The following is a 12,399-nucleotide window of genomic DNA, read 5'->3' as shown; positions in this document are numbered from 1 at the left end:
CTGTCAGCGCTTACTGGTGAGCGTTGATGTAATCGATAGCCAGCTGAACTGTAGTGATCTTTTCAGCTTCTTCGTCTGGAATTTCAGTTTCGAATTCTTCTTCCAGCGCCATTACCAGCTCAACTGTGTCCAGAGAGTCTGCGCCCAGATCTTCAACAAAAGAAGCTTCCTGAGTAACTTCTTCTTCTTTAACACCCAGCTGCTCAGCGATGATCTTCTTTACGCGCTCTTCAATGTTGCTCATATCTCTTCCTATCTTCTTATTAACACCGCAAATCGTTTGAAATGCGGAAAGAAATTTTATTAAAGCACTTCAGCTTAATCAAGCAAAAGTGGAAAGTTCATTCTCTACCTGACGGCACATTATCAACAATTCGACGAAAAAAACAATTACTTCGTCAGGGTTTTAACCCATATACATGCCGCCATTGACCTGAATCGACTCACCGGTCACATAACCACCGCTCTGTCCGGCCAAAAATCCAACAACAGCTGCAATTTCTTCTGGTTGACCCAGACGGTTCATTGGGATCTGTGATTTCAACGCATCTTTATGCTCATCTGCCAGACCACTAGTCATGTCTGTATCGATAAAACCAGGAGCTACACAGTTAACAGTAATGTTACGAGAACCTACTTCACGTGCTAAAGCTCGTGTAAAGCCCTCCATGCCTGATTTGGCAGCAGCATAGTTTGCCTGACCCGCATTACCCATAGATGCAACAACAGAGCTTACACTGATGATACGGCCCCAGCGCGCTTTAGTCATGCCACGCAAACAGCCTTTAACTAAGCGGTAGATGGAGTTCAGATTGGTATTCAAAACCGAATCCCACTCATCATCCTTCATGCGCATCAAGATATTATCGCGTGTAATACCTGCGTTATTTACTAAAATTTCAATGGTACCAAAATCTTCCTGGATAGCTTTCAAAACAGCTGTAACGGAATCAGCATCAGCAACATCAAGAACCAGGCCCGTGCCTTTAACACCAGCCTCTTCAAGGTAAGCGCTGATAGCCGCAGCGCCATTTTCACTCGTAGCAGTACCTACGACAACAGCCCCTTGCTTACCCAGCTCTTCAGCAATTGCTTTACCGATACCGCGGGTAGCACCGGTAACAAGCGCTACTTTACCTTCAATACTCATTTAATATTCCTTTGCGTTATTCTTATTAACCCAGCGCCTTTTCAAGGCCAGCTACGTCATTAATTGCCGCAACAGTCAAAGGTCTGTGTATTTTCTTATTAAGACCAGACAATACCTTACCTGGACCACATTCGATAGTCGTTTCAATTTGCTGATCAACCATACCCTGAACGCTCTTAGTCCATAGAACCGGACTATACAGCTGAGCCAACAAATTTTCTTTCAATTCTTCTACAGAGCCAGGAACAGCTGCAGTAACATTCTGAACTACACTAATTTCAGGCAGCTTAACTTCAATCTTGCTCAATTCTTCCGCCATTTGGTCCGCAGCTGGCTGCATCAATGCACAGTGAGAAGGAACACTGACCGGCAGAGGTATAGCGCGTTTAGCACCTGCCTCTTTACAGTTCTCAATTGCGCGCTCAACTGCTTCTTTGTGACCTGCGATAACAATCTGCCCAGGACAGTTATAGTTAACAGGCGATACTACCTGACCCTGTTCAGCATCTTTACACGCCTTTTCAATTGCGTCATCAGCCAATCCAAGAATGGCAGCCATGGCACCAGTACCTGCTGGCACTGCCTGCTGCATGAACTCACCACGCAGCTTAACCAGGCTGACCCCATCAGAGAATTTAATTGCGCCAGCACACACTAGCGCCGTGTACTCACCCAAGCTATGTCCTGCAACAACAGACGGCATCTCGCCACCCTGCTCCTGCCATAAACGCCAAAGCGCCACACCAGCAGTAAGCAGCGCAGGCTGAGTTTTATCAGTCTGATTCAAATCTTCTTCAGGACCGTTCTGAACCAACGCCCAAAGATCATAACCAAGCACTTCAGAAGCTTCAGCAAACGTAGCTTCAATAACTGGATGCGAAGACGCCAGCTCTGACAGCATACCAACCTGCTGAGAACCCTGGCCTGGAAAAACAAATGCGAGAGATTGCGACATGACTTCCTCAAATCGTCATTTTGAACTGTGCCCGAAATTGTCAGGCGAATGGGCCGTAGTTTACAACATTGGAAATTTTTTAAAACTGTAGAAACCTGATTCAGGCAAGCTTATCTTCAATTTCCCGGCATATCTGGCGTGGAACGTTTTGTTCTATTTCTGCTACGGCCTGCTCAAGCGCAAAACCAAAGCACTTTTTATTAGCCGAACCATGGCTTTTAATGACAATTCCCTGCAAACCAAGCAAGCTAGCTCCATTTCTTCGCGATGGATCCATCTGCTTTTTTAGCTCATTTAAAACAGGACTTGCCAGTAGCGCCAATATTCTACGATAAATTCCTTTTTTGAAACTTGACTGAAACTTCTTACTAATCAACCTTGCCAGACCTTCGCTGCTTTTAAGCGCGATATTCCCGACAAAGCCATCACAAACCACCACATCAGCCTTACCCGAATAAAGGTCATCCCCTTCGATATAGCCGATATAGTTAAGCCCACCCTGCTCTTCAATTAATCGTGAAGCAAGCTTTACCTGCTCATTACCTTTTACCTGCTCCTGACCAATATTGAGCAAACCAACACGCGGGGAAGCAATTTCATCAACCGCCTGAGTCATCACTGACCCCATAATTGCAAACTGCAATAAATGCTCAGCGCTACAATCTACATTGGCACCTAAATCAAGCATATAGCAATGACCTGACACTGTAGGCACTGAAGAGATGATAGCTGGACGATCGATTCCTGGCAGCGTTCTGAGTATATATCGCCCCAGAACCATTAAAGCCCCTGTATTTCCTGCACTCACACAAGCCTCAGCCTTGTGCTCAGAGACAAGTTCTAACGCTTTATACATTGAGGACTGCTGGCCATTTCGCAAAGTCTGCGAAGGCTTAGCTCCCATCGCAATGGTATCGGGCGCATGAATGACTTCGACACGGCACGCTATATCTGCCGTTAATTTATTTAGAAAAGGAGTGATTGCTTCTTGATGGCCAACCAGTTTGGCTGAGAGGTGCGGGTAACGCTTTAAAGCGTTGAGTGTTGCGGGAACTGTTACGCGGGGACCGAAGTCCCCGCCCATCACATCAACTGCAATGGTGTAGTAATCTGACAAGCTTATTCATCATCCTGCTTGTTGATTACCTGCTTACCGCGGTAGAAACCGTCAGCAGATACGTGGTGACGACGGTGAGTTTCACCGGTAGTTTCTTCTACAGACAGAGTCGGGTTACCCAGCGCATCGTGGGAACGACGCATATCGCGACGGGAACGAGACTTCTTACTTTTCTGAACTGCCATGACTAAATAGCTCCTGGTTCTTTCTATTTGTTGTCGGACTTCAACTGAGCCAACACACTAAATGGATTCGGTTTTTTGTTGTCTTCTGCCACTGCCTCGGCTTCGCCGAATGAAGTTTTGATCGAGCAATCATCATGATATGCATCATGAGGAAGGCTTAAGATCAATTCCTCTTCAACCACAGAAAGCAACTCAATCTCTTCATCCTCAACAATGAGAGGATCATAACTACGAGGTAACTGCTTAGCAGCTTCCTCGCTGGCGGCAACGCCAAGATTAAAATCAGCCTCTACGGCAACTTCTACTGGTTCAAGACATCGCTGACAAACCATATAAACGTGGCCTGACGCACTGCCTGTAATAATACGAATTTTTTGCTCATCAACAGCAAACTGAAGATCGACGTTAATCTTACCCTCTTTCTCAGGAACTAATCCCTGACAAAGATGAGGCATACGACTAAGCTCTGCTTCGCCTTCAATTCGTATCTCCCGCTCAGCAAGTTTTCGCGGGTCTACTCTAATAGGTAATGGACCGTTTGACATAAGCGCGCAATTCTAGGCCCAGATGCCTGTTCTGTCAAAGGCTTTGGGGTTTAAAAACGTAATAAAATCGCTAATATTTGGGCCTTATTCAATTTAAGGTCCAAAATTGCCATGAGAAACCTGATTTTAGCATCCAGTTCACCTTTTCGCAGACAGATTCTGGGTAAATTACAGCTCGAGTACAGCTGTATTTCACCTGATATCGATGAATCAGCAAAAGAGACCGAAACACCTCAGGAGCTGGTTGCAAGATTAGCCGAAGCAAAAGCACGTAAAGTCGCTTCAACTGAGTCTAACTCATTGATTATAGGTTCTGATCAGGTTGCGGTTTTAGGTAATGAAATTCTTGGCAAACCACATACTCATGAAAACGCGGTTAAACAGTTACGAAAACTATCAGGCCATACCGTTACCTTTCTGACAGGCCTTTCACTCATTAACAGCGAAACAGGGCAAGCTCAAACAGAAGTAGTACCTTTTAAGGTTGTGTTTCGTCAATTGACAGATGAGATGATCGAAAACTACCTTAGAGCTGAAGAACCATACAACTGCGCAGGGAGCTTTAAATCTGAAGCACTGGGCATCGTGCTATTTGAAAAGCTGGAGGGAGAGGACCCTAATACGCTTATCGGCCTACCACTGATCCGTTTGGTAAGAATGCTTGAACAAGAAGGCTTAAAAGTCCTGTAAGTTAACCCTCTGTCTTGAAAGGACACAAAAAAGGAGGGCTCAGCCCTCCTTTTTAATATGATCAACAATCAGGCTTAACGAAGCACCTGATTATGATTAAGTCCCAACTGAGTAGACATCGCTTTAGCAAAGCTCACGCCCAATTCATCAACCAACTGTTTCCATGGCGCTTGCTGTGGAGAGTAATCCACCAGTTTCTCAACCTTAACGATTTCACGCGCTACATAACTAGAACTTCCAAGCCCATCCACAAGTCCCAGATCAACCGCCTGCTCCCCAGTCCAGACTAAACCGCTAAACAGCTCCGGTGAATCTTTCAAGCGCTCACCGCGCCCCAGCTTAACCTGATCGATAAACTGCTGATGTGTTGTATTTAATACCCCTTGCCAGAACTCTTTCTCACCCTCTTTACTCGGGGAAAACGGATCAAGAAAAGCTTTATGCTCGCCAGCAGTATACAGTCTGCGCTCAACACCCACTTTATTCATAAGGTCAACAAACCCAAAGCCACCAGCTACGACCCCGATAGAACCCACAAGGCTCGCTTTATCGGCGTAAATAGAATCAGCAGCGGCAGCGATATAATAAGCGCCAGATGCGCCTATATCGGTAATAACCGCATACACAGGCTTATCTGTGTAAATCTGGCGTAAGCGCTTAATTTCGTCATAAATATAGCCCGACTGAACAGGGCTACCGCCAGGGCTATTAATACGCAGAATTATCGCTTTGGCTTGCTCTTCTTTGAATGCCTCACGCAGTGACCAGATAATAGAATCAGCATTGGCCTCATCATCCGCACTGATCGGGCCTTTAACTTCAATGATTGCAGTATGTGCTTCACCAGCCTGGTCTACAGGTATTTGAGGGCCTGCCAATAGCAAATAAAGCAGCGCAAACAGGTAACCAAACGTCAGGAGCTTAAAGAAAATCCCCCAACGTCTCGCCCGACGCTGCTCAATGAACAAACCGCCCAGCGTCTTCTCAATTAACTTCCACTCTTTTTTTGAAGCAGAGTCATCTTTAGCGTTTTCTACCGCTGCATCCAATTTAGTTGGTTTAGGCGCTTCTTGCTGCACAGGCGCTTCATTACCCTCTGTTTCATTCCAATTGTTATCTGACACTTACGACTCCTTTCTCAACCAAACGCGCCTTGAGCTTCAAGCCAGGACTCAAGCTCAGGAAAATTATGTACTTCTAACACAGGATCAAAACCTTTTAGCCTATCGATATGATGAGCACCGTAGCTAACCGCAATCACATCCATGCCTGCACGACGCCCCATCTCAAGATCGTATTCGGTATCCCCGATCATAACGGCTTCAGAGGCTTTCACCCGAGTTTCCTGCAATAGCTCTTCAAGCATATGCGGATCAGGTTTTGATGTAGTTTCATCGGCGCAACGGGATGTTTCAAAAAGATGCGCGAGCCCTGTTTCAGCAAACGCACGATTCAGACCATTACGACCTTTACCGGTTGCCACAGCCATTCGCATACCCTTTTGATGCATACTTTCAAGCGAACGCTGAGCACCGGTAAATAGCGGACTTGGCGTTGAATCTTCTCCAAGATAATAATGCCCATATGACTGGCGCATGCGGGTAATTCCATCGTCAGTTATTCCCGGCACGAGAATGCGCAACGCTTCAGGCAAACCGAGTCCGATTATGTTTCTGACCGCATCGTCAGACGGAACTTCGTAACCGCAATCCGATGCGGCTGACTGCATGCTTGAAACGATACGTGCTGCCGAATCGATGATGGTACCGTCCCAATCAAAAATTAATAACTTGTACACCGAGGTTCCTTAGAAAATCAGTTAAAAGGAATACATCTATATATAGGAGCCTGCACAAAGTTCAAGTTAAATCTTATTGAAGTGCTTTTATTACGTAGCGCTTGCTTAATCGGATCTTGATAACGTATATTTCAGAGACATCTTAACAAAGCCCATCCCTATGCAATTAAGCCGATTTACAGATTACACTTTACGCGTTTTATTTTACGTAGCGACTAATGATAAACGACTGGTAACACTTTCTGAGATTGCCAAATGCTACGACATCTCCGTGGAACATTTACGTAAAGTTGTACACGCTTTATCTAAAGCAGGCCACCTGGCAACGTTCAGAGGAAAAAATGGCGGCATCAAGCTTGCGAAGCATCCATCTGAGATCAATATCGGCGAAGTGATTGCCGAAGCTGAAGGGCGCCAGCCTTTAATTAATTGCGGTCAACAGATGTGTCGCCTGACCGGTTTTTGCACCCTTCAATCGGTTCTTGGAGAAGCGCAAACCGCATTCATGCGCGTACTGGATCAATACACACTGGCTGACATGCTGGAAAGTACTGATATGCGAGAAAGCCTAATCAACGATCAGGCCTTGTAGTCTTCGGGCATTGCCCTCTCAAGTATTTCTGCAGAATAGTTTGCTTCCAACCAAGGAAACAGTTCCCGCTCTTCAAAACGAACATGTTGCTTTAAGAGCTCAGAGAACTTAAAGGCATTGTTACTTCCCTTTTCGGCCAATAGGCCCAGTAGCATTTGATGCTCATCTAATAATCGTTGATGGTACTGATCACCGTCCTGTGTGAGCAGAGGACCTAACGCATGTTCTTCAGAGCTGAAATGTGGCAGAAGTTCGTCCCTTATTACTTCCCGCTTAGCATCCCAGTACTCGCCAATTTCCTGTTCTGCCTGTGCCTGTAAATCCGCTATTCTTTTGGCCGTGACTAACGCTTTATGATGATCCTTACTTAGTGGAATAAGTGCTTCTACTCTTTTCATCTCTAATCTCACGCTTCTTATGTTCATTTGTACCAGCGGTCTTAACTCCTGATATTCTATGGACTCGGTTGACTGCTGAGCCTGTTACTTCCATCCAGATACGATGCTGCTCATTAAGGTTTTTCAACTACAGCTCCTTATGATGTATTTACAATACATTATATTGATGCAATCATATATTTCAAATACATTTTAATTGAGGTGCATCATGGTAATTTGGACAGCAACAGAAATAGGCGTTTTTATCGCTGTACTTCTTATGGTTGCATTCAAGCTTTGGACTGTCTGGCATGTGTCAAATAAAGCTAAAGCCACACTTGAAGGAAGATTGATATTTCTATGGGGGATTGCAGGCATGACAGCTTTCACCCTTCTCGCTAAAACATATATTAGCTATCAGATGGGTTTGGCATAGCTGGAAGCATTTGCCACAAACAATAAAGCCCGCAGATGCGGGCTTTAAAAAGTCTAACTAACTGATTTTGCTTACTCAGATACCTCTAGCTTCTCTGGTGAGATCAGAACGCCATTATTATCAGCATAGACGTACTGACCTGGTTTGAAGGTAACACCACCAAAGGTAATATCGACATTCAGCTCACCCAAGCCTTTCTTTTCTGTCTTCATTGGGTGGCAGCCTAGCGCCTGCACACCGATGTCCAGATCACTGATTGCATTAACATCGCGAATGCATCCGTAAATGATGATCCCTTCCCAACCGTTCTTTGTTGCCTTCTCTGCCAGCATGTCACCCAGCATCGCCTTGCGCATGGAGCCACCACCATCAACCACCAGCACTTTGCCCTCACCCGGAAGCGCAACTTGCTCTCGAACCAGAGAGTTATCTTCAAAAGCCTTCAAAGTAACAATTTCACCGCCAAAGCGCTCTTTACCGCCAAAGTTACCAAACATCGGCTCGACGACCTGCACAAGTTCAGGAAATTGGTCACACAGTTCAGGTAGAAGATCTTCCACAATAAGCTCCTTAATTGATATAAAACATCTGAGAGAGATGCTCTAACAAACTAAAGCATGTATATTCGCTGATTCGTTGTGCGATTGCACTACAACTTAGGCAGGAAAAACGGGTTAACTTGAAATGCCTTTCAAAAGTAGCAAAACCGTAAGCACCTTATGCGTTCTGATTTCAGGCGCTCTAGCAGGTTGCGCACCCTCTCAGCATACCTTTTGCAGCCCCAAACAGAACCAGCCCTGCCAGTTACCAGAGCCTCCATACCGGTCTTCTGAGCAACACCCTGTCGTCGCAGTCATTCAAAACCCTGAGTTAAAACCTGGCACGCCCAAAACAAGCGTTCCTATGGTTAAAGCAAAGAAAGACTTAAACACCTCACAAGCAAACATAAAACCTAGAAGAAATATTGAGATCATTGAGGTTATAAGACTGAGTAAGCGAAAACCGGGCCTGCAAACCGAGAAGCCCCGAACACAAAATACCTTTGCAGCTAGCCCGGGGTTCACCTACACAATCCAAATTGGCGCGTATAAAAAAGAGATCAGCCGTCAAACTGTCATTAGCCAGTTCAAGGTAGATGCACCTTTATACACCTTTCCTATGAAAAATAGCTTTCTAGGCCTTTCTTATGGGGGATTTGAAACGATTCAGCAAGCCAAAGCCCAGGCTGAACTATTGATAAAAAAAGGCTATACAGATCTGCATATCCGTATAGCCCCGCAAAGTGTGAAAATGCCATAAAAAAACGCAGCATTAAGCTGCGCTTTTTTGTAAAACTGACTATTACTTATCCTTCAATAAGCTCAACAGTTTCTGAATTGGGTGAAGTAATTGCTGATCATCAATGCGCTTAACCTGACTACGGCACGAGTAACCTGTCACAAGTAAGCGATCTTTGTTTTCTGGATTATTTACCACTTCAGCCCAACTCAATTGATAGATCGCACGGGAAGTCTCAACGTTCTGAGTTTCATGACCGTATGTGCCTGACATACCGCAGCAACCTACGGCCTGTATATCAAGCGTCAACCCCATCATTTCGTAGATCTGTTGCCACATACGAATGCTAGGCGCCGCATTGGTCTTCTCTGTGCAATGAGCCATCAACTTAAATTCAGTCGTTGGACGATTCGCCAAATCAAAAGCGCGGAGCTTATCTTTTTGGTTACTCAGCCACTCTTGAATCAGCTGAACTTTTGGCAGATCTTTCTCCGGAATAACATAACCGTATTCCTGACGGTAAGTCAGCGTCATTGATGGATCGATACCGATCATTGGTACGCCTGTATTATCCAGTTCTTTTAGCATAGCGCTGTTAGATTCAGCTGCTTTTTCAAAGGCTTTCATAAAGCCATGAACATGCAATGGCTTACCATTTGGCTTAAATGGCGCTAATAAAACATGGAAACCAAGCCCAGACAGAAGATCAACAAGATCCAGCACCAGCTGAGTTTCAAAGTAACTTGTAAATGCATCTTGTACGATGATTACCGCATTGCTGCGCTGTTCTTCATTCAAGCTCTTAATTAACTGCGGCGAAGCAAACTCTACCCCACGTGCTTTCATCCCAGCAATCAAGCCATTGGTACAGATCGTAGGACTATCCACCATACCTGCATGCTTGCGAAAGATCGCTTTAAGCGCCTTGTTCTGCATCGCCCAGTTGTATGGCGCAGGGAACTTGGACAACCAAGGAATCATGTATTCCAAAGAGCCCACCATGTAATCCTTTGCAGGACGCAGGTAACGACCGTAATAGACTTCTAAAAAGCGCGCGCGAAAATCTGGAACGTTAACCTTGATTGGGCACTGACCAACACAAGATTTACACGCCAGGCACGCCATCATGGATTCATGAACTTCATGGGAGAAGTCGTACTCTTCCTCTTTTTTCTTGGCGAGGGTATTTTTGATACGTTTTGGTAGCGAAGCTATAAAGGAACTCGCTTTAACACGCTTAGCCTCTTCAACCAGATCGGTACCATTTTGCTCCATCAAACGTAGCCATTCACGAATCAGTGAAGAGCGACCTTTTGGCGAGTTAATACGCTGACGGGTACCTTTCCATGAAGGGCACATCGCGTCATTGGGATCGTAGTTAAAGCATGCACCGTTGCCATTACAAAACATGGCTTCTTTATATTCTTCACGCGTATCTGAGTTGATCTGGCGATCAAATTGGCCACGTGTTGGTACTTCATCAATCTTCAGCAGTTCAGCACCATCGATCGCAGGCGTTGCAATTTTACCCGGGTTCATCTGGTTACGCGGGTCAAACCCACCTTTGATCCGCTGTAGCTCTGGATACAATTCACCAAAGAATTCCGGCGCATACTCAGAACGCACTCCTTTACCGTGCTCGCCCCACAACAGACCTTTGTATTTAACAGTAAGCGCTACGACCTCATCCGTGATATCACGAATTAAAGATTCCTGTAGCTGGTCTTTCATATCAATAGCAGGTCGTACATGCAGCACGCCCGCATCGACATGACCAAACATGCCGTAAGCCAGATCTCGATCATCAAGAACCTTACGGAACTCCATGATGAAATCAGCAAGGTTCTCAGGCGGTACTGCTGTATCTTCAACGAATGGGATTGGACGCTCCTGCCCCTTAGCGTTACCTAGCAGACCCACGGCCTTTTTACGCATAGCCCAAACTTTGTTAATCTCGCCAGCACCATAAACCACCGAGAAGCCAAAGCTCTTACCAGCCTGACCCGCAACCGATTTAAGATGCTCTTCTAATCGCGCAACATCGGCTCTTAGAGATTCTTCATCATCCGACGTGTACTCAACCAGGTTGATGCCACTGATCTCTGGCTCACCTTCTTCTTGTGGGAAATAGGCACTTACCGTGTCCCATATAATATCCCCCATCGCAAGATTAAGTACTTTAGAATCAATAGTTTCGATCGAAGTTGGGTTCCACTCCATTAAGTCTGTCGCGTCACGTAAAGATGACTCAAAACTATCGTACTTAATGTTTACTAAAGCAGCGAACTTTGGAATTGGCAGAACATTCAACTTAGCTTCAGCAATAAAAGCCAAAGAGCCCTCACCACCACAAAGTACCGAATTCAGATTGAAACGCCCTGCCTCATCACGGATATGCGCAAGATCATAACCTGTGAGACAGCGGTTTAATTTAGGAAACTTGGCATCAATCAGATCTTTCTTCTCTGTGAATACCTCATCAACCAATCGATGAATTTCCCCGACACGATCGTCACGTTGCTTAATCTCAGACAGCTCTTCATCAGAAATCGGCTTGGAGCTCCAAAGCTCGCCACCTAAGAGCACTGAATTTAATTCCAGTACATGATCACGGGTTTTACCGTACATTACCGAGCCCTGACCACTGGCATCGGTATTGATCATACCGCCTACCGTTGCACGGTTACTGGTAGAAAGCTCAGGAGCAAAAAAGAAACCATAAGGCTTTAGTGCACGGTTAAGTTGGTCTTTAACAACACCGCCTTGAACACGAACCCAACGCTCCTCTTCATTAATCTCTAGCACTTGGTTCATGTGCTTAGAGATATCAACAATCAAACCATCCGTTAGAGACTGACCATTGGTACCTGTACCACCGCCACGCGCGCTCAGCTTTACTTCAGCAAAACGAGACTCATCCGCTAATTTGGCAATCAATACCAAATCATCTGTAGATTTTGGATACAAAACCCCCTGGGGCAGCATCTGATAGATACTATTGTCTGTCGAAAGAACGATACGGTTTGCGTAATCCTGATTCAGATCACCGGCAAAACCCGCTTTCTGTAACGCTTCAATAAACTGAAGGTAAATAGCTTCGGTAGTTTCGACTTGGGAAAGACGAGGGATCATAATACTGCCTCTATAAATGACCGTATTTCAAGAACAGTGCTCAATTGTTCTTATGCGGCCAGATGCTCAATTTGTGATATTGGGCGCAATAATGCAGAATTATCATTTATCAATCAAACGATAAAATTCAATAGATTAATTGAT

15 protein-coding genes are annotated in these 12,399 nt (G+C 45.2%); 4 read left to right on the top strand and 11 right to left on the bottom strand.

The window, feature by feature from the left end; genetic code table 11:
* Positions 1-10 precede the first annotated feature (10 nt).
* The 6 genes from acpP to MED92_RS01035 all read right to left on the bottom strand — a co-directional run bounded on the left by acpP (position 11) and on the right by MED92_RS01035 (position 3,952).
* Complete coding sequence (gene acpP, locus MED92_RS01060) at positions 11-244, bottom strand: acyl carrier protein (protein WP_007019607.1); 234 nt, start codon at positions 242-244, stop codon at positions 11-13.
* A gap of 162 nt (positions 245-406) precedes the next feature.
* A complete protein-coding gene (gene fabG, locus MED92_RS01055; RefSeq protein ID WP_007019606.1) occupies positions 407-1,150 on the bottom strand; it encodes a 3-oxoacyl-ACP reductase FabG in 744 nt (247 codons plus the stop codon).
* A gap of 25 nt (positions 1,151-1,175) precedes the next feature.
* Complete coding sequence (gene fabD, locus MED92_RS01050) at positions 1,176-2,105, bottom strand: ACP S-malonyltransferase (RefSeq protein WP_007019605.1); 930 nt, start codon at positions 2,103-2,105, stop codon at positions 1,176-1,178.
* A gap of 100 nt (positions 2,106-2,205) precedes the next feature.
* The gene (gene plsX / locus MED92_RS01045; protein WP_007019604.1) at positions 2,206-3,222 is read right to left on the bottom strand and encodes a phosphate acyltransferase PlsX; all 1,017 of its coding nucleotides are present in this window, start codon (positions 3,220-3,222) and stop codon (positions 2,206-2,208) included.
* Positions 3,223-3,224: 2 nt separating this feature from the next.
* Positions 3,225-3,407, bottom strand: coding sequence for a 50S ribosomal protein L32 (gene rpmF / locus MED92_RS01040; protein WP_007019603.1), 183 nt, complete (start codon positions 3,405-3,407; stop codon positions 3,225-3,227).
* A 23-nt stretch (positions 3,408-3,430) separates the two neighbouring features.
* Entirely contained in the window at positions 3,431-3,952 is a 522-nt protein-coding gene (locus tag MED92_RS01035) for a YceD family protein (protein WP_007019602.1), read from the bottom strand.
* Positions 3,953-4,063: 111 nt separating this feature from the next.
* Here MED92_RS01035 and MED92_RS01030 point away from each other — a divergent pair, with 111 nt between their 5' ends.
* On the top strand, positions 4,064-4,642 hold the full coding sequence (locus MED92_RS01030) for a Maf family protein (protein ID WP_007019601.1): 579 nt from the start codon (positions 4,064-4,066) through the stop codon (positions 4,640-4,642).
* 74 nt (positions 4,643-4,716) lie between these two features.
* Here the strand turns inward: MED92_RS01030 and sppA are convergent, their stop codons facing one another.
* Both sppA and MED92_RS01020 read right to left on the bottom strand, forming a co-directional pair.
* Positions 4,717-5,766: a signal peptide peptidase SppA gene (sppA, locus tag MED92_RS01025; RefSeq protein ID WP_007019600.1), complete on the bottom strand. Its 1,050-nt coding sequence runs from the start codon at positions 5,764-5,766 to the stop codon at positions 4,717-4,719.
* A gap of 14 nt (positions 5,767-5,780) precedes the next feature.
* Positions 5,781-6,440 carry an HAD family hydrolase gene (locus tag MED92_RS01020; RefSeq protein ID WP_007019599.1) on the bottom strand — a complete coding sequence of 220 codons (660 nt, stop codon included), beginning with the start codon at positions 6,438-6,440 and terminating at the stop codon, positions 5,781-5,783.
* Between the two features lie 160 nt (positions 6,441-6,600).
* Between MED92_RS01020 and MED92_RS01015 the strand changes: the two genes are divergently transcribed.
* Positions 6,601-7,032 carry an RrF2 family transcriptional regulator gene (locus MED92_RS01015; RefSeq protein WP_007019598.1) on the top strand — a complete coding sequence of 144 codons (432 nt, stop codon included), beginning with the start codon at positions 6,601-6,603 and terminating at the stop codon, positions 7,030-7,032.
* On the opposite strand, the gene MED92_RS01010 is transcribed toward MED92_RS01015, so the two are convergent.
* Complete coding sequence (locus MED92_RS01010) at positions 7,020-7,430, bottom strand: hypothetical protein (protein WP_007019597.1); 411 nt, start codon at positions 7,428-7,430, stop codon at positions 7,020-7,022. The two genes, MED92_RS01015 and MED92_RS01010, sit on opposite strands and share 13 nt — an antisense overlap.
* Before the next feature lie 208 nt (positions 7,431-7,638).
* Between MED92_RS01010 and MED92_RS01005 the strand changes: the two genes are divergently transcribed.
* Entirely contained in the window at positions 7,639-7,845 is a 207-nt protein-coding gene (locus MED92_RS01005) for a hypothetical protein (RefSeq protein WP_007019596.1), read from the top strand.
* Between the two features lie 71 nt (positions 7,846-7,916).
* Here the strand turns inward: MED92_RS01005 and rraA are convergent, their stop codons facing one another.
* On the bottom strand, positions 7,917-8,405 hold the full coding sequence (gene rraA, locus MED92_RS01000) for a ribonuclease E activity regulator RraA (protein ID WP_007019595.1): 489 nt from the start codon (positions 8,403-8,405) through the stop codon (positions 7,917-7,919).
* Positions 8,406-8,748: 343 nt separating this feature from the next.
* Here rraA and MED92_RS18920 point away from each other — a divergent pair, with 343 nt between their 5' ends.
* Complete coding sequence (locus MED92_RS18920) at positions 8,749-9,144, top strand: hypothetical protein (protein WP_154715112.1); 396 nt, start codon at positions 8,749-8,751, stop codon at positions 9,142-9,144.
* 42 nt (positions 9,145-9,186) lie between these two features.
* On the opposite strand, the gene ydiJ is transcribed toward MED92_RS18920, so the two are convergent.
* Positions 9,187-12,255, bottom strand: coding sequence for a D-2-hydroxyglutarate dehydrogenase YdiJ (gene ydiJ, locus MED92_RS00990; protein ID WP_007019593.1), 3,069 nt, complete (start codon positions 12,253-12,255; stop codon positions 9,187-9,189).
* Positions 12,256-12,399 lie beyond the last annotated feature (144 nt).

The sequence above is a fragment of the Neptuniibacter caesariensis genome (genome assembly GCF_000153345.1).
GTDB lineage: Bacteria > Pseudomonadota > Gammaproteobacteria > Pseudomonadales > Balneatricaceae > Neptuniibacter > Neptuniibacter caesariensis.
The sequence above is the reverse complement of the archived record's forward strand: the minus strand, read 5'-3'. Positions and strand labels throughout refer to the sequence as shown.